The organism is Rosenbergiella australiborealis, assembly GCF_018494035.1.
GTDB classification, from domain to species: Bacteria; Pseudomonadota; Gammaproteobacteria; order Enterobacterales; family Enterobacteriaceae; genus Rosenbergiella; species Rosenbergiella australiborealis.
Genome location: NZ_JABBFO010000012.1, coordinates 1 through 17,795 on the forward strand (window position 1 = coordinate 1; position 17,795 = coordinate 17,795).

General features: G+C 41.9%; 13 protein-coding genes. 4 read left to right on the forward strand and 9 right to left on the reverse strand.

Translation table 11 applies throughout. The annotated features are described in order from the left end of the window. Positions 1 to 257: 257 nt before the first annotated feature. Together gshA and luxS are read left to right on the forward strand one after the other, a co-directional pair. Positions 258 to 1,820, forward strand: a complete 1,563-nt coding sequence (gene gshA / locus HGT73_RS11715; RefSeq protein WP_214215261.1) for a glutamate--cysteine ligase — start codon at positions 258 to 260, stop codon at positions 1,818 to 1,820. Between the two features lie 148 nt (positions 1,821 to 1,968). Continuing rightward, positions 1,969 to 2,484 carry an S-ribosylhomocysteine lyase gene (gene luxS, locus HGT73_RS11720; RefSeq protein ID WP_214215263.1) on the forward strand — a complete coding sequence of 172 codons (516 nt, stop codon included), beginning with the start codon at positions 1,969 to 1,971 and terminating at the stop codon, positions 2,482 to 2,484. Between the two features lie 126 nt (positions 2,485 to 2,610). Here luxS and fucP read toward each other — a convergent pair whose 3' ends face one another. From fucP to HGT73_RS11750, 6 genes are all read right to left on the reverse strand, one after another. After that, the gene (gene fucP, locus HGT73_RS11725) at positions 2,611 to 3,858 is read right to left on the reverse strand and encodes an L-fucose:H+ symporter permease (RefSeq protein WP_214215265.1); all 1,248 of its coding nucleotides are present in this window, start codon (positions 3,856 to 3,858) and stop codon (positions 2,611 to 2,613) included. A 192-nt stretch (positions 3,859 to 4,050) separates the two neighbouring features. Continuing rightward, positions 4,051 to 4,803 carry a DeoR/GlpR family DNA-binding transcription regulator gene (locus tag HGT73_RS11730; RefSeq protein ID WP_214215266.1) on the reverse strand — a complete coding sequence of 251 codons (753 nt, stop codon included), beginning with the start codon at positions 4,801 to 4,803 and terminating at the stop codon, positions 4,051 to 4,053. Positions 4,804 to 4,907: 104 nt separating this feature from the next. Continuing rightward, the gene (locus HGT73_RS11735) at positions 4,908 to 6,167 is read right to left on the reverse strand and encodes a DUF1479 domain-containing protein (protein ID WP_214215267.1); all 1,260 of its coding nucleotides are present in this window, start codon (positions 6,165 to 6,167) and stop codon (positions 4,908 to 4,910) included. 442 nt (positions 6,168 to 6,609) lie between these two features. Continuing rightward, positions 6,610 to 7,308, reverse strand: coding sequence for an IclR family transcriptional regulator (locus HGT73_RS11740; RefSeq protein ID WP_214215268.1), 699 nt, complete (start codon positions 7,306 to 7,308; stop codon positions 6,610 to 6,612). Between the two features lie 31 nt (positions 7,309 to 7,339). Beyond that, entirely contained in the window at positions 7,340 to 7,633 is a 294-nt protein-coding gene (locus HGT73_RS11745) for a putative quinol monooxygenase (RefSeq protein WP_214215269.1), read from the reverse strand. A 12-nt stretch (positions 7,634 to 7,645) separates the two neighbouring features. Beyond that, a complete protein-coding gene (locus tag HGT73_RS11750; RefSeq protein WP_214215270.1) occupies positions 7,646 to 8,821 on the reverse strand; it encodes an MFS transporter in 1,176 nt (391 codons plus the stop codon). 774 nt (positions 8,822 to 9,595) lie between these two features. Here HGT73_RS11750 and HGT73_RS11755 point away from each other — a divergent pair. Beyond that, positions 9,596 to 12,034, forward strand: coding sequence for a membrane-bound PQQ-dependent dehydrogenase, glucose/quinate/shikimate family (locus tag HGT73_RS11755; RefSeq protein WP_241607824.1), 2,439 nt, complete (start codon positions 9,596 to 9,598; stop codon positions 12,032 to 12,034). Positions 12,035 to 12,549: 515 nt separating this feature from the next. Then, positions 12,550 to 12,786 (forward strand): DUF2171 domain-containing protein, encoded by a 237-nt coding sequence (locus HGT73_RS11760; RefSeq protein WP_214215271.1) that lies wholly within the window; start codon positions 12,550 to 12,552, stop codon positions 12,784 to 12,786. A 40-nt stretch (positions 12,787 to 12,826) separates the two neighbouring features. On the opposite strand, the gene HGT73_RS11765 is transcribed toward HGT73_RS11760, so the two are convergent. The 3 genes from HGT73_RS11765 to HGT73_RS11775 form a co-directional block, all read right to left on the reverse strand. After that, complete coding sequence (locus HGT73_RS11765) at positions 12,827 to 14,653, reverse strand: glycoside hydrolase family 15 protein (RefSeq protein ID WP_214215272.1); 1,827 nt, start codon at positions 14,651 to 14,653, stop codon at positions 12,827 to 12,829. 276 nt (positions 14,654 to 14,929) lie between these two features. Then, a complete protein-coding gene (locus HGT73_RS11770; protein ID WP_214215273.1) occupies positions 14,930 to 16,375 on the reverse strand; it encodes a glycoside hydrolase family 1 protein in 1,446 nt (481 codons plus the stop codon). Continuing rightward, positions 16,372 to 17,748, reverse strand: a complete 1,377-nt coding sequence (locus tag HGT73_RS11775; RefSeq protein ID WP_214215275.1) for a PTS transporter subunit EIIC — start codon at positions 17,746 to 17,748, stop codon at positions 16,372 to 16,374. The genes HGT73_RS11770 and HGT73_RS11775 overlap by 4 nt, the downstream gene beginning before the upstream one ends. Between the last annotated feature and the right edge of the window lie 47 nt (positions 17,749 to 17,795).

The following is a 17,795-nucleotide window of genomic DNA, read 5'->3' on the forward strand; positions in this document are numbered from 1 at the left end:
ATCCGTAGCTCAGCTGGATAGAGTACTCGGCTACGAACCGAGCGGTCGGAGGTTCGAATCCTCCCGGATGCACCATACATTTTTCTTCCCTAAATCTATAATCTTTATTAAATAATTCAATTGTTCTGCGTTAACATAGCTTTTTAGTGCCATAGCATCTAAGGTTTACTCATGCCCGCGACAACTGACTAACAATCGGCTAGAGTACAGTTAGACTCATTATTGAATTAAAAAGACTTTCATCAAGGGAGGTGTCAGTGTTACCTGATGTTACTAACGCGTTACGCTGGCTACAACAGCAGCCACAGCTCTTAAGCGGGATTGGGCGAGGAATTGAACGTGAATCTCTGCGTATACGGGCTGATGGCTCATTATCTGAACAAGGCCATCCTACCGCGCTAGGATCAGCACTGACCCACGATTGGATTATTACTGATTTCGCGGAATCGCTAATGGAATTTGTCACGCCAGTTGATCGTGATATTCCCCATCTTCTTACTTTCCTGCGAGACCTTCACCGTTATGTCATCAAAAATCTTGGCGACGAGCGACTTTGGCCCTTTAGTATCCCGGGGAACATCACTGATACGGAAACCATTGCCTTAGCGGATTATGGTAAGTCTAATTTAGGCCAAATGAAGCATATCTATCGTCAAGGGCTAAAGCATCGCTATGGCTCATTGATGCAGGTTATTTCGGGTATTCATTATAACTTCTCGCTGCCGACCGCTTTCTGGGAAGCAAAAGCTTTAGCAAATAATGATACTCGTCCTTTACAAGATATTGCCTCCGACGGTTATCTACATTTAATCCGAAATTATTACCGCTATGGCTGGATTATTCCCTATTTATTTGGTGCGTCACCCGCTGTTTGTGAAAGTTTTCTAGGTCATAATCCCGTTGTCGACACGATGGAAAGTGATGGCCAAGGTGCGCGCTGGTTCCCTTATGCCACATCCTTACGATTAAGTGATCTTGGTTATACCAATAAATCACAAAGCGGATTAGCAATTTCATTTAATTCCCTGGAAGAATATGTGGCAGGATTAAAACAAGCGATTGCCACGCCTTCCGCAGATTATGAAAAAATGGGGCTATTTGACGCACAACAGCAGCGCATTCAGCTCAATACCAATGTGCTACAGATAGAAAATGAGCTCTATGCCCCTATTCGGCCTAAACGTGTAATTCGTCGCGGGGAAGCCCCTTCTGATGCATTGAAGCGTGGGGGAATTGAATATATCGAAGTTCGCTCTCTCGATATTAATCCGTTTTCAGCTACGGGTATTAGTGAAGAGCAAGTTCGATTCCTCGATACGTTCCTGATTTGGTGTGCATTAATAGAGTCGCCGCCGATGGACCAAGAGCAATTACATTTTGTTAAGAGTAATTGGAATACGGTTATTATGCAGGGCCGTAAACCCGGTCTTAGATTAAAAGGCGAATGCGGACAGCGCGACTATTCATTGAAAGACGCTGCATCGGTTCTTTTTGATGGACTCGCGTCTATTGCGGAAATTTTAGATCACAATTCGGATGGCCCATATCAGAGCACTTGCCGTCAGCTGCGTAACATGATTTCAGATCCAGAACTGACTTATTCAGGTAAAATCCTCAATATCATAAAACAAGAAGGTTTTATCGGAAGCGGCGTGACGTTGGCAGAGAACTATCGTCAATCGCTGTTACAAGAACCGCTAGAAATTTTGACAGAGGATATTTTTGTTGAGAAAGCGGCGGAATCCTTCGCAGAACAGCAGAATATAGAGGCAGCCGATACTCTCAGCTTTGAAGAGTATTTAGCTTCTCGGAATGGTTAAGTAGAAAAGAAAAATGGCCACGTCATTGTGGCCGAATAACATCTTAGTTGTCAGGATGATGATAACAATTGCGCGTCTTTCATAGAATAAGACGTCATCCATTGTGAAAAGTTCATCAAACCCAAAATTTTTTTTAATGAGGTGAAATATGCCGTTATTGGATAGCTTTACAGTAGACCACACGCGCATGGCTGCGCCAGCAGTTCGTGTAGCTAAAACCATGAATACTCCGCATGGCGATACCATCACTGTATTCGATCTTCGCTTTTGTATTCCAAACAAGGAAGTGATGCCTGAACGGGGTATCCACACTCTTGAGCACCTTTTTGCTGGTTTTATGCGTAATCATCTTAATGGTAATGGTGTAGAAATTATTGATATTTCACCGATGGGCTGCCGTACCGGTTTTTATATGAGTTTAATTGGCTCGCCTGAAGAGCAGCGAGTTGCGACGGCGTGGAAAGCAGCAATGGAAGATGTTCTAAAAGTACAGGATCAGAAAAAAATCCCTGAACTTAACGAATACCAATGCGGAACTTACGAAATGCACTCATTAACTGAGGCACAGGATATCGCTCGTCATATTATTTCTCATGATGTGCGTGTTAATCGTAATGATGATCTAGCATTACCTGAAGAGACACTGAAAGAACTCGAACTCTAGTATTGAAATCTTTCGAGTAAAAAAACCGTGACCAGTTATCTGTTTTCGCGGTTTTTTTCGTCAGGATAAAAAAAGCGGGCCACTTATCGTAGCCCGCTTTTTCTAGTCAAAGCGATAGGTTAGCGATCAGCTATTTTCTGGCTTATAGCCTTTAAAGCCGTACCAAGCGATATAGAGGTAACAGACGACCGGTACTAAGAAGGAAATTAATAGTGCGAAATGGTCAGCAAAGAACGCTTGTATAACCGGAATGATGGCGCCTCCGACAATACCCATACAGAGAAGTCCAGATGCTTGGCCAGACAAGTTCCCCATTTTTTCCAGAGCAAGCGAGAAGATGGTTGGAAACATGATTGAGTTGAAAAGCCCAATTGCGAGCACAGCCCACATTCCCCAAGATCCTGCAAAAACGATTGCCGAGATTAGGAGTAGGGCAATGATAATCGCATTAAACGTCAGGAGTTTATTTGGCTTAATTTTTCTCATTATGAAACTACCCGCAAAGCGACCAATCATTGCACCGCCCCAGTAAAGAGCAAGATGTTTACTGGCACTGGCTGCAGTGAGACCTGCAACATCAGGACTTTGCATAAAGCTAATGAGGTATGAACCGATGGAAACTTCAGCTCCAACATACGCAAAAATACCAACTACCCCCAAGATAAGATGGCGATGAACAAAAAGACTTTGTTTTACCGTTGATGCCGTCTCAACTTCGCTTTCAACTTTTGGGAGTTTGCTAAAAAAGATAATGACCGCAATCACGACTAACGCAAGAGTCAATACTAGGTAAGGGGATTGTACCGACGCCGCTTCAGTCGCATGGTAGGAATGCAGTTGTTCAGGTGATAACGCCGACTGCTCGGATGCGCTGAGAATCGTAGCAGACAAAATAAACAGGCTACCGATAACCGGTCCGATAGTCGTTCCTAAAGAGTTAAATGCTTGCGTCAAATTCAAACGACTTGCAGCGGTTTCAGGGCTTCCGAGGGAGTTAACATAGGGGTTGGCGGCGACCTGCAATAAGGTAAGGCCTGATGCCAGAATAAATAATGATAAAAGGAATAGCGGATAAGAGCGCATAGCGGCAGAGGGATAAAATAAGATGCATCCAATCGCAGCAATCAAAAGCCCTAAAATGATGCCTACTTTATATCCGAGTTTAGCAACGATTTTACCGGCTGGGTAAGACATCACAAAGTACGCGAAGAAAAAGCAGAATTGAACGAGTGAGGCTTGGAAGTAGCTTAACTCGAAAAGCGCTTTTAGATGGGGTACCAGAATATCATTTAATGAAGTAATTAGCCCCCACATAAAAAAAAGGGCAGTCAGTATGGTCAGTGACCGCGTATAGTTTGTACCCTGAGTAGGCATGCTAACTCTCCTGAAAAATATTGAAATACGTACAAATATTGGTGGTGTTTAGCGCACCATCTGTTGAATGCGATAATGTAGAATATAATATTTCATCCAATGGCGTATATTTAATTTGAATGAAATTAACAGTAATGCATCATAATGGATTCAGGTTTTTAACGCCGTAAAAAATCCCCCGCTAAATAGTGATTAACGAGGGCGTTCGACGAGTTCTACTTGTATATTTTCGTTAACTAATGCTTCTCTTGTTTCAATAGAAAGTCCATCGTCGGTTATCACTTGTTTGAACTTATGCTCCATCGATAGTGGGTAAGGATGCACTAGACCAAATTTCGATGAGTCAGTCAGTGCAACAGTATGGGTTGCCTTACCCATAACCGTATTGACTACATCACAACGCAGCATATCTCTCCCTGTAAACCCAGTCTCCGGATGCCAGCCATCCACGCCAATAAAAGCCTTGTGGAAATGAAGTTGTTGCACACAGTATCGGGTGAGAGGACCGACAACAGATTCACTGCATTTTTGAAATTGCCCGCCTAAAATGACGACTTCGCACTTTGAATCTCTTAAAAGATGAGCAATATAATGACTAACTGTAATAATAGTTAAGTCAGAACGAGAAGACAGGGTTCTTGCAAGCAGGGCATTGGTGCTTCCACCTTCAATAAAAACGGATTCTCCTTCAGAAATTTGCGAAGCAGCAAATTCGGCCAGTGATTGTTTGACCGCGTATCGTGTACGCATGCGTGAACTCACATCATCACTTTCAGGTGCTACTGCAGATCCATGAATACGTTTTACATATCCTCCCCGGTCAAGAATGTTCAGATCTTGACGAATGGTCACTTCAGAAACACCCGTTACTTGAGATAGCTCATTCACAGTGATGCTACCCCTATCATTCACTAACTGAATGATTTTTTCATGTCTATTGTTCATGGATGATACGGCTTGTTAAATAAGAGACTGGGGATGTTATCATATCCGATAGTAACAAACAGTTGCCCCGTCCCTATTAGGACAGGGCAAAATTGTTAACGTTTTTAAGCAATACCAAGACTCTTTTTACCGATCTCATTGAGATCTTGAGTCGTAAAGCGTGATTGCCAATTTTTTTCGTAATCTTCACGCGGGAAATCCTGAGGGGAAGAACCTTCATCTAAAGATTTCGCGACTTTTCTTGCATAGGCAAGATTTTTATCACATAACGGTGCTGCTGGAATATACATAACATTTCCCCATCCTTTTTGATCTTCTACAGGGGCAACAGAGTGAATGACATCGCAATGCCACCAAACAGAATCCCCAGCTTGTAGAGAAGGAATAGAGCAGAGGCCTTCTATCAAATCTGGATGCCATTTCTCAGAAATAGGCAGTACCTTTCCTGGTGCTACGCCGCAAAGCTCATCTTCAGGCACGTCATTAAGTAAAGGACGTAATAGAATATAGGCCATTGCTTCTGGAACTGGAACAACATGTAATACCCCCTGGCCGACTTCCATATCAGACAGTGCAGTCCACCCTTGGAATGTTCTAAATGCTGAACATTTTGTTGTGTTATCAACGGTATATTCGTTAACTTCACTACGATAGGCCGCATCCCAAGGATCATATTTATCGAATTGATTGTTAAAGATATTATGGAAAATCTTTTGATAAGCAGGCAGTAACCAGCGTTCAAGAGCGCCTGAATCAGTGTGCGCGCCAAGGCCTTTAGAAGTGGTGCCCGGTAAGCGGCGGCGAATTCGGTCAGGGTAAATAATATTTACGTCGGGATCGAACCACTTAACGCCATTGGAATCAAATTTCCATAAGCGATTAAGAAAGGATTGAGTAGAAGCCATCGCTTCGCTTTGACGGGCTTCCATCTGAGCATGAGACCAGTAAATAGGATAGATCTCAGGGCGAGAGGCCTCTAAGCTACCAAAAAAGGTATCACCAGGACCTTTATATTGGGCATCAAAGTCATTCAGGTCGAGGTAATCAAGCATTGATTTGTCCCAAGCAATGGTTTGATCACGTGGAAAGTTTTGACGGACAACCAAGCAGCCGCGGCGTTTGATTAACGCGATAACTTCAGGCGAAACTTTGTTTTCTGCAATATCCTTCCAATCTACTTCCGGCCATGCACTTCCGTATTTGGCTTCATCTTCTTTTGCTGAAGCAATAGATTGGCGGATTTTCGCTTTCACTTTCTCAAAAAGACCTTCAACATCGCCAATTTGTTGACGCAGTTGTTGCTTCATCAATTTGATGTTAGCTTTGTGGTTCTCTGGCAGTTCAGTTGATGTAAAATCGCTCATAACAGTTACTCCGAGATAAATTAATTTTCACTTCAAACGAAGGCGATAGCGGCTTTGTTTGTAATTTTAATGTTGAGGATGTTAACAAATGCGAAACATTCAGGAAGTGATACAGCTCACACATTCACTGAGATTTTTTGCGGTAAACATCAGTGCAATAAAAATGACCGATAACACGAATTAACAGTCCCAGTAACATATAAATATAGTTAACGATTAGTGTTTTTAACCCAGGGTCATTGATCTTTAGCTTTTTAAAATAGTTAAGCACTGGCATGAAGAGAAAGAGAGATACTGCACTGGTATTCAAGTCAATAATGACCGAAAAAGATGATGATATTATCGTAGTATTCGGCTTCTCTCTTTAAAAAGAATTTCGATCGAAACATTAAAAAAAATTGAGTGAAACTCGTCTTGTAAGTTAATGTAAATATTTTTCCCATTAGCCCAAAGAAAATAGCCGCTTTAAATCAATCATTTTTTCTAGCGTTAGCCTGTTTCTCGGGCCACAAACGCCTATTACCGCTATAATTTTCCCTTTCTTTAGCAAAGGCAAAGCTAAACAATTAAAGCCAGATATTGTCGTGGCCAGCTCAATAGCATAACCGTCGAGATGGATTTTTTTTAATTCGGCTTCTAGATTTTCCGTCATATTTCCTGATAACCGTAGAGGACGTACAAGGTGTTTGTCGAAGGCGAGCAATACTTTTCCAATAGCGGAGACTGTGAGCGCTTCTTTTTTACCTTGTCGATAAGCAGAGTTTCCGTCAGTGTCCTTTTCGATAGCATCGATATAACTGTATTCTCTTAAACCACAGGCCACGGCTAGGTAGCAGGATTCTTCACTTAGTGTTGCCATCTTATGCAGAGTCTCTGAAAGTAGCTGTCTTTGTTGCTCTTCTTTATTAAGTAAAGAACGAGTAAGATCTTTTAGTCTCAGTCCTAATGTATAGTTCGTCCCCCGACGCTCAATGTAACCTAAGGTGACCAGTGTACTGAGTATGCCGTGAAGGGTGCTTTTACTGATTCCTGTTAAATTAACCATATCTTGAAGCCTAAGGCTTCCACCTTCTGCGGCGATAAGTTCTAACAGGATCATCGCTTTTTCGATAGAGCGAATGGTTTTATCTTTATTTGTCATAAGAATAGGGCGCTAGGCGCCCTGATAGTCGTTAGTCAACGTTCCATTCTACTTCGTGTAGTGTTACGTTTTCACATAACTGGGCAAGTTTGATATTGCCATCGATGAAGTGTTTAGTTTTTTTATGTGCTTCAAATACTGTTCTGTCCTTCCAAATTTCCATTAAGAAAATTTTGGATAGTTCATTACTTGAAATTGCGTAGTCATATTTAATACAACCTTCTTCCGCTTGACTCGGCCCTTGCATTTCTTTAATAGCATCGATGACCGCTTGCTTATTTTTTAATTTAATTTGTACTGCAACAATAAGATTAACATGTGACATAACGATTCCTCTTTAGTTATTTTTGAAATGATTCTTCAGTAAAATAAGTGGAATTTGTGCGAGTAACGCAATCAATACGCTGACCCAAGCAGTTAATTCCATATGATGGTGTGTGACAAATAAACTCCCTGATGCTTCACCGATAGTAATCCCTAAATTAAATGCTGAGATATTCAGGGCAGACGAAAAGTCTACGGATTTAGGTGCAAAAGCATCAGCGGTATCTAACATTCCTGCTTGTAATGAAGGGGATATTCCAAATGCAATAACACCCCAAGCGAAGAGTAGTATAAGCATAGGGATCTTCATGCTCATGGTGACCGCAATTAATCCCATAATGAACAATAAGGAAATTAACAATAATGTTAGTGATTTATGCCAACCAATTTTAACGGATAAATGGCCACCATAGAAATTTCCCACAAAGGTAGCAATACCAAATACAATCAGTAATCCACTGGCTGTATTTTGAGAGAAGCCTGTAATATCAGTAAGAATTGGCGTAATGTACGTGAAGACGCTAAAACTTGCCCCAAACCCCAATACCGTTACTAACATCATAAAGATGATTGGTTTTTTCTTTAATGCTGACAATTGAGTTGACAGATTCTGGGCTTCGTTTTTCGCCATTGAAGGGACTAATATTTTTGTTGCGATCAATCCCAGCACAGCCAACAAGGTCACAGCCCAGAATGGGAAGCGCCAGTTAAATTGATTACCAATAAAACTCCCCAATGGAACACCCACTACCATTGCGAGAGTCAGGCCAGCAAACATCATTGCAATAGATTTTCCTGCTTTCCCGGGAGCAGATAAGCGCGAGGCTACCGTTGCCCCTATTGCAAAGATTGTCCCATGAGCCACCGCGGTAATCATTCGTCCCAATAGCAACATAGGATAGTTTGCTGCCGTGGCGGAGATAAGATTCCCTATGATAAAAAGGGCAATTAACCCGATTAACACTGGTTTTGCCGGCATGCGTGATAGGAAAAGCACGGCAATTGGCGTACCGATTGCAAGCGCTAATGCATAGTAACCGACTAAACTGCCAGCTGTTGCAAGAGAAATATCAAGCTCTCTCGATATCGAGGGGAGTACACCGACAACAATAAATTCAGCTACTCCTATAGCAAAAGCGGTTACCGCGAGTGCCCAAATCCCTCTATGAATTTTTTGATTTTCGGTCATGAACCCTCCGAGACATTGATTGCATGAGTATGTATTCCTCTCTTTTCTGTTCTTCCTGCAGTCCGATCAGTCGCCTGATATTTTCAGTGTATGAAAGTGTGACTATTGCGTCGGCTGACTTCACGAAGCCTTGGGTCTGTATCAAGTAAAATCATCCGGTAGATACTGTCCTATTGAACCAGCACTAGATTTTCTCCCCATCTATACCTAGATAACGAGAATGCTCCCTTTCAATGCTCGTTTATGACGTACGCATAATCTTTTCTATCGGATTTGGCACCCTAAAATACGGGGGGGCGTGGTCTTAATACTTAACTTTCATTTATGGGTTGAAAGTGATGAATCGAAAGTAAATGATTGTCGCTGATCTCATTTCTTGCAACCTATCTGTAATAAAAATTACAAAAGTTCGTCAATGACGAACTCTATACGTAATTATTGTTTTTATTTTGTAAAATTTTGACTGAGACCTAGGTTTTTTTTGTTCATTATGTGAGCTGAATTCGATTGCTTTCTGTCTTAATTAACATATTAAAACAATCAATTTACTTGTATATAGCATTTTTTAACAAAAACCATTAACATGTATTTTATATAAGTTATTGATTTACTTGTTTTTTATATTTTTATGTAAAAATTTTTTCGCCATGAAATCACTTTCAAGTGAATGAATATATGGTTATGATCGCAATCTTTAATTCAGCGTTCGATCAATTTTTAGGTATCTAACGTAACGGCGAATAGTGTTTTCATAACTATCAGGACAGTTAAGTCATGGCAAAATCTATGTGTGATGGGAAAGTAGGTGCCCTCTATCTAAAGATAATCTCAATTATTCTCTTCCTCTTCGGCCTTTCTATGGCCGTGGGCGGAGTGTATTTAGCTTATCTAGGAGGGTCTTGGTATTACTTACTAGCGGGTATTGCGCTAGTCGTCATTTCAATTCAGTTATTCAAAAAAAATCCTCAAAGTTTCAAACTTTTCATTCTCCTGTATATCCTGACGGTTATCTGGACTTCATGGGAAGCTGGATTGCGTTTTTGGGCATGGGTACCGAGACTCGGTGTCTTAACGGTGCTTATGCTGCTTGTCGCCCTCTGTGTTCCAGTTGTTAATTCAAAAGCTAGAAAAAGTCTTTATGTAGGCTGGTCTTTGGTCAGCATTCTTATTTTTGCCATTGCGATGGGGATTGCATTTGTTCCTCATAATGTCACGCCAGTCACCGAAGCGGTTCCGCAAACCCCTCTCGTGCCTGCGGATAAGTCCTTAACGACTGCCGGTGATATGAAAGATGGCGACTGGGGCGTTTACGGTCGTGACTCGAATGCCACGCGTTTTTCCCCTTTAACGCAGATCAACCCTTCAAACGTTGATCAACTCAAGAAAGCCTGGGTCTACCGGACGGGCGCTCTTACGCCGGAAGGTACCGTCAATGTACGGGGAGCCGAAACAACGCCACTTAAAGTGGGTAATGCGGTTTATCTGTGTTCGGCAACGAATGACATGATGCGTCTTGATCCTGCTACGGGTAAAGAAGTTTGGCGCTACCATTCTGGTATCGAATGGAAAAATGTACGTTTTGCTGCAACTTGTCGTGGTGTTGACTATTACGTTTCAAAGACTATTCCTGAAAATCAGTCATGTCATACGCGTATCATCGAATCAACCATTAATGATGGCCGTTGGCGTTTGATTGCTGTTGACGCTGAAACCGGACAACTGTGTAAAGATTTTGGTCAAAATGGTCAAGCTGATCTGTTGGAAGGGATGGGACGTGCGGTCGCAGGTATGGTCGCTGAAGCCTCTCCACCACCGATCATCAACGGCGTGATTGTGACTAACCAAGAAGTGCTTGATGGACAGCGTCGTGATGCCCCATCAGGTGTGATTCGTGGTTACAGTGCAGAAAATGGTCAGTTATTATGGGCATGGGATGTTAAACGTCCTGACCGTACCGGTCTTCCACCGAAAGGAGAAACGTACAGTCGTGGTACGCCAAACTCTTGGGCAGTAATGACGGGCGATGATAAGTTAGGACTTGTTTATGTTCCAACGGGTAACGCTGCTGTCGATTATTACAGTGCATTACGTTCCCCAGAAGAAAATGCCGTCTCTTCCGCAGTGGTTGCATTAGATGTTAATACGGGTAAACCGCGTTGGGTATTCCAAACCGTTCATAAAGATGTATGGGATTACGATATCGGTTCTCAGGCAACACTGTTTGATATGCCGGATGGCCAAGGTAATACAATTCCTGCATTAATTATCCCAACAAAACGTGGACAGCTCTTTGTTCTTGATAGAAGAACGGGGAAACCACTGTCGAAGGTAGAAGAAAAGCCAGCACCAACTTATAACGAAATCAAAGATGATGTTCGCACAGCGACTCAGCCTTGGTCTGTGGATATGCCTCGTATGGGCTTCCCTGATCTTACTGAGAAGAAAATGTGGGGCTTAACACCTCTTGATCAACTGTATTGCCGGATCAAGTTCCGTCAGGCTCGTTACGATGGTGAATTTACTAACCCAACGTTACGTCAGCCGTGGATCGAATATCCAGGTAACAATGGTGGCATTGACTGGGGTAGCCTGTCATACAATCCACAAACCGGTATTCTGATTTCTAACTGGAACTCAGTGCCGATGTATAACCAATTACTTTCTCGTAAAGAAGGTGATGCGTTAGGATTGAAAGCTTTTGATGATCCAACTTGGAAGCCTGGTGGTGGTGGTGCTGAAGGTCCTGGTGCTCAAGTCGGTGCTCCGTATGCAATTTCTGTGAAAGCGTTCGACAATGGTTTCACTGGCGTACTGTGTAATGAACCTCCTTACGGCATGATCACCGCAATCAATATGCATACCAAGAAAGTTCTATGGCAAAAACCACTGGGTACCGCGAGAGCAAATGGTCCATTTGGTCTGCCAACCGGTATGCCGTTTGAATTCGGTGTTCCAAGCAATGGTGGTAGCATTTCTACAGCTAGCGGCCTCACCTTTATTGCCGCAGCGACAGATAACTTGATCCGTGCAATAGATGTTAATACGGGTAAAACAGTCTGGAGTGATGTACTGCCAGCAGGTGGCCAAGCAACGCCTATGACTTATGAGTACAATGGCAAGCAATACCTGATTATTATGGCGGGAGGACACCATTTCATGGGTACACCGCAAGGTGATTATGTGGTTGCTTACGCTTTACCAGATGCTAAATAGTCACTAATTAGTTAAAATATTTACTCAGGGCCACGGTGGTTATCCATTATCCACGTGGCCTTTTTTATTACCGGGATTTTAATCAGAGAGGCGAAACGATTTGTCACCATGAAGGTCGATGACTACCACCTATAATTTTTCCTCGATCGTTGTATCGCCCAGTAACAACCATCTCCCAAAAATAGAAGGTTAATCAATATAGAAAATTAATAAATAATGATAGAGAGTTTTATTAATAATCTACTGAGTTACTTATTTTTCTATCGAAGGGCTAGTCACTGATTTTTTATAATCGATATTTCACTTACCAGCAACAAAATAATTACAAATAACAAAGAAAAACATTTTATTATAAATTAAAAATAATATTTATTTTCTGTTCATAGCAGAAAAATAAATTTATTAAAGTTAATTTAAAATTAAATTATTTTAGTGGTTTTTTATTTCCCTGAATAAATATGGGCTACACTTCTTAAGTATCAAAAATTTCTCTTGAAAATAACGAGGACTCTTAAATGGTAACTAAAGCTCAAATTTTAGATCATGCAGAAGTAGTCGATAAAAATGGTGATTTTGTAGGTGTTGTCGATCACTTTGAAAGTGAAGATCAAATCAAATTAGTCAAAAAAGCGCCCAATGCCGATGGAAGTCATCATCTCATCCCACTGTCTTGGGTCACCAATGTCGAAGACAATAAAGTTATATTGTCTAAGACACTCCAAGACGTAGAGAAAGAGTGGAAAGCAGTATAAGCGGTTTATGCTACCAGCTTGATGGCTGGTAGCAGTCAGGCTATTTACCGGATAGCGGTTGTTTCCCTAAGGCTTGAGCGGCGCAAATTAAGGCCAAGTGACTTAGACCCTGTGGTAAATTCCCTCGCCATTCTCCGGTACGAACATCGAACATCTCATTAAAGGTTTCGACATTGCCTCTGTTGCAGAGCGTCTTTAAGATCTGCTCCATATTGCTTTTTGCCAATTTATTTTCTTTCAATGCTGCTAATGCTTCCACCATCCAGAATGAGCATGCCACAAAAGTACTCTCTTCTTGTTCAACATGACTATAGCGATAAAGATGCGGGCCACCGTGGCCGAGTTCATCGATGATAGCGTGATAGGTGGAAAGCATACGCTTTTTATTCACTCGATCGCCATAGCGGTAAACCAACGTTAATCCGGCATCAAGCTGTCCATTGTCATCCGCATAAAAACGGTATGCTTGTCTTTCCTCTGACCAACAATGCTCTTCAATCCACTGTGCAATTTGGTCACGCTCTGTTGCCCAACGTTGGCGCCATGTCGACTCCAAGTGCCCCGCATCTACTAATTCGACAGCGGCATCTAGCGCTAACCAACAGGCCATTTTTGAGTGAGTATAATGTTCTAAACTGGGGAGTTCCCACATGCCCGAGTCTTTCAAGCGCCAGCGATCAGCACATTGATTTGCAAGACGGCTAAGTAATCGTGAAGTATCGAGATCGAGTATATGTCCTGATTGAACGAAAAGCTGACCGACTGCCAACATGTCACCGTACATACTCAATTGCCGTTGGTGCCGAGCATTATTACCTTTACGTACAGGCAATGAGTCTTTGTAGCCCTGTAAGTCTAAATATTCCTCAGCCGGTACTTCATCGCCTTCAAGGCTGTAGCAGGTGAGAAGTTCTTCTCCGTGTCGCATAATGGTTTTGGATAACCATGAATAGGCAGCTTGGCAATCTTCAAGTGCGCCAATGTATACGAAGGATTTGATCATTAAACATGCATCACGAATCCAAGCGTAACGGTAATCGTAATTCTTCTCACCGCCAATACCTTCAGGAAGAGACGTCGTCGCCGCCGCAGCTAGCGCACCCGTCGGCGAGAACCATAAAAATTTTAGTGCTAATGCTGAGCGAATAACATGTTGCGGGTAGTCACCTTGGTAATGTAGATGGTGAACCCAATATTGCCAGGCTTGATGGCTGGTCTCAATACGGTTATCAATCGCCTCAATGCTGGGGACCGCCAGTGGCTCGCATTGTGAAACCAGTAATGCGCACAATGAGCGAGAAGAGGGCGTCGTGGTGAATTCTGCTTCTACGTAAGAACCTTGGCACGCCACAAGAGTGATATCATCGCTACAACGTAGCATCACGATAAGATCACCTATATGGAAAACGTTACCTTGAGCAGTGGTTTCTAACCAAGGAGAACGCGTAGAGACTTGAGTGCCGAAACGTATAGTTAGTCGGAATTTTACATTTCCCGATTTTCCTTCAATACGCCGTGCAAGCTCATTCCAGGGTAGGGGACCGGCTAAATTACTGTTAATTGATTCGGTGAATAATGCTTTGCCCTCGGCGGTGGTGTATTCCGTTTCTAAGACATTACTCGCTTCACGATAACGACGTTTGACACTATAGTCGCCAACCGGTGTTAGGTTAAAATAGCCACCAATATCGGTATCGAGTAGGCGGTCAAATAACGCTGGAGAATCCATATGCGGAACGCACCACCAATCGATACCTCCATCTGGGGCTATTAGTGCAACGGAACGTCCTTCGCCAATCGCAGCGTAGTCGCCGAGGCCGACAGTCCCCTCATGGCGAAGGGGGGAGTGATATTGACTATTCTTCAAGAGATTCTCCTTGTGATGTGCGGAAGGACTAAATGAAATCTGATTATTAACCAGTTATTTAATCATGGCACAGAATGTAGTTTTGTCTTGAGAACAGGCAGATACTAGGTGATAAATAATAAACACCACTCCATATCGAGTACAGGCGGTAAAAATAACCACTAATAGGTGGTGCTCAAAATAGAACTCGACACGTGTTGAACATCGCCTACGACGCTCCTCACTCTAGGGAAAGGTTTTTCATTCTTCATTCAGCACGCTATTAAAAATCTTCCATTAATAAGTTAATAAGCTATCTCCGTTGCTATTCACTACTTTTTTAAACCATGAATAACTCTTTTTAGGAATACGTTTACCATCGCCAGCGCCTTGATCATCGTAATTGACATAAACCAAACCGTAGCGTTTGGTCATCTGGCTTGAAGAGCAACTGACAAGGTCAATAGGAGACCACATATAATAGCCTTTAACCTCAACACCATCAGCGATAGCTTGGCCTATTGCCTTAATATGACTTGCTAAATAATCGATTCGGTAGTCGTCATCGATCTGACCATTGATGACATGATCAAAATGCCCAAGACCATTTTCAGTAATATAAAGTGGTTTCTGCCAGCGGTCCCAGTAGAAGTTGAGAACATAACGCAGTCCGCTAGGATCTATCGACCAGCCCCACGGATTTGCCGGTAGAGAAGGGTTTCTCACGCTATTCTTAGAAAAATTTTGCGCGATATTCGCATTGCTTAACGTCGTGTTATAATAGGAGAAACTCATAAAATCAGCAGTGTTTTTTAATAATTCGTCGTCATCCGATTGAGTTATAATAGTAATATTCTTTTTTTCAAAGAATCGTTTAATATATCCGGGGTATTGACCGCGGAGTAAAACATCTGCGTAATATATTTCGTATTGGTTGCGTTGATAGGTGGCAAAATTATCTTCAGGCGTACTATTTTCAGGATAGGAGAAGTCACTGTATAACATAACGCCTATTTTAATCTCTTCGCTAAGGTTTTTTGCATATTCCTTTATTTTTGCAGAGGCAATTAGCTCATGATGGATACCTTGGAATTTATCTTGTTCAAGATTATTATTATCTTCCTGGAAGATACCTAAGTGATTAAAGGATTCATATTTTATCAAATTAATCTGATTAAAGGGGATCCATAGTTTTACTCTATCATGGTAACGGTCCAAACACGTTTTGGCGAAAATAAAAAAGAAATCGATTAGTTTTCTATTCTTCCATCCATTATAGGAGAATGCTAAATTTAAGGGCATTTCATAATGCGATAACGTTATCAATGGAACCATATCGTTACGAACAATTTCATCAATAAGCGTATCATAAAACAATAACCCCTCCTCACAAGCTTGGCTCTCATCGCCATTAGGAAATAGACGAGGCCAACTAATGGATGTTCTAAACGACTTAAGTCCTGCCGCTTTCAGCAGTGCAAGATCTTGCTTAAAGCTATGATAAAAATCGATACCGTTACGTTTAGGATAAATACCGTTAGAATCTTGTAAAGCGAACAGTGCTTTTTCGCGAGTCATTTCTTTATTTGACATGGAGGCAAGATCCTTGTGCGGCACAAATTCATTGATATCAGCAACACTCGCCCCTTTTCCGCCTTCTTTCCATGCTCCCTCCGCTTGGTTAGCAGCAATAGCGCCGCCCCATAGAAAATCTTTTGGGAAGGATACTTTATCGATACTCATTTTTTGTCTCCTGAAACGTCAGAGTTAGATTCATAACCAAAAATTATTACCAACAATGCTCCGGTTAGTAAGGTGGCAAAAAGAGCAACGGTATAAACCAGAATATTTTGGGCAGAGGGAATAGAGAGAAGGCTTGCAAAAATGATTTCGTTGATCTTAACACCATAAAAACCAATAATTCCTCCTCCGACAGCCCCTGATATAAACATAAAAGGCAGGGTTCTCTTATTAGGAATAATAAGTCCATACAAAATGGGTTCGGTAATACCACTAATTAGTGCAGGGAAGAAGGCGCTGCCTGCGAGTTGACGTGTTTTACTATCTCTCGATTTAATTAAAATGCCTAAAGCAATACCCATTTGTGCAATGGCTGACATTCCCCCTATTGCATAGATTGGGTCACCACCATGAGCGAGGTTTGTAAAAGTGATAGGGGTTAAGGCCCAATGCAGACCGAACATAACGATTATAGAATAAAAGGCACCGATAAATATCCCGGATAAAAGTCCGCTAAGATTGATGACATAAAGAATGCCTTTTGCCATATATTCGCCAAGAATTGCGCCAAAAGGACCGAGGAAAATGAGGGTAACAGGGATAACGGTGACTAAAATAGCTAAGGGAACAATCATCAGCTGTAACGAGTTAGGCACAACTCTCTTTAGTAATTTTTCCAAAAATGCGGCAGTGATAACTGCGAAAAATATGGGAAAAACGGTACCCGAGTAATCTGCAATCGTGATAGGAATACCCGAGAAATGTAAGGTTTGGCCTGCGAGTTTGGTAAACTCTGGATAAAGTAATGCTGCCCCAATCGCTGCGCCGACCAACTCGTTCGATTTGAGCTTTCTTGCGATACTGAACCCGAGTATGACGGGGAGATAATGAAAGGGAACATTGGCAATCAGAGTAATTACTTTCAGTGTCTCACTGCCATGAAAATAGGAAAATCCCCCTAGTACTGTCGTCACTGCACGAAGTAATCCTGCCGCAGAAATGATGCCGATAATAGGAAGGAAACTTCCGGATATAAATCCAAAAACGATATTGATTTTACTTTCTTTGGTCGCTTCAGTGTGATCGATTTCATTCTCACTAGAGTTATCAATCGTTTTACTTGCATCGATATTTTTGATGAATTTATTGACTTCTTGATAAACGTTTTCCACTCCGTTACCGATAATAAGCTGGCATTGTCCACTTGCAATAATAACTGTTAGTACCGAGGGTTGAGACTTGAGCTTTTCTTGATCAATTAAAGAATAATCATAGAGGCTAAAACGAAGACGAGTGGCGCAATGGAAATAATCTTTGATATTTTCTCTGCCACCTAGCCCATCAATTATAGTATCTATTTCGGCTCTGCTGGACATGTTAAATCCCCGAACGTTAATATTAGTTCTTCGGAATCTAAGATAGA

Bases quoted from the DNA above. Each gene is read 5' to 3' on its own strand.
- luxS (WP_214215263.1), top strand. From the start codon at position 1,969: ATGCCGTTATTGGATAGCTTTACAGTAGACCACACGCGCATGGCTGCG.
- fucP (WP_214215265.1), bottom strand. From the start codon at position 3,858: ATGCCTACTCAGGGTACAAACTATACGCGGTCACTGACCATACTGACT.
- HGT73_RS11730 (WP_214215266.1), bottom strand. From the start codon at position 4,803: ATGAACAATAGACATGAAAAAATCATTCAGTTAGTGAATGATAGGGGT.
- HGT73_RS11735 (WP_214215267.1), bottom strand. From the start codon at position 6,167: ATGAGCGATTTTACATCAACTGAACTGCCAGAGAACCACAAAGCTAAC.
- HGT73_RS11740 (WP_214215268.1), bottom strand. From the start codon at position 7,308: ATGACAAATAAAGATAAAACCATTCGCTCTATCGAAAAAGCGATGATC.
- HGT73_RS11745 (WP_214215269.1), bottom strand. From the start codon at position 7,633: ATGTCACATGTTAATCTTATTGTTGCAGTACAAATTAAATTAAAAAAT.
- HGT73_RS11750 (WP_214215270.1), bottom strand. From the start codon at position 8,821: ATGACCGAAAATCAAAAAATTCATAGAGGGATTTGGGCACTCGCGGTA.
- HGT73_RS11755 (WP_241607824.1), top strand. From the start codon at position 9,596: ATGGCAAAATCTATGTGTGATGGGAAAGTAGGTGCCCTCTATCTAAAG.
- HGT73_RS11760 (WP_214215271.1), top strand. From the start codon at position 12,550: ATGGTAACTAAAGCTCAAATTTTAGATCATGCAGAAGTAGTCGATAAA.
- HGT73_RS11770 (WP_214215273.1), bottom strand. From the start codon at position 16,375: ATGAGTATCGATAAAGTATCCTTCCCAAAAGATTTTCTATGGGGCGGC.
- HGT73_RS11775 (WP_214215275.1), bottom strand. From the start codon at position 17,748: ATGTCCAGCAGAGCCGAAATAGATACTATAATTGATGGGCTAGGTGGC.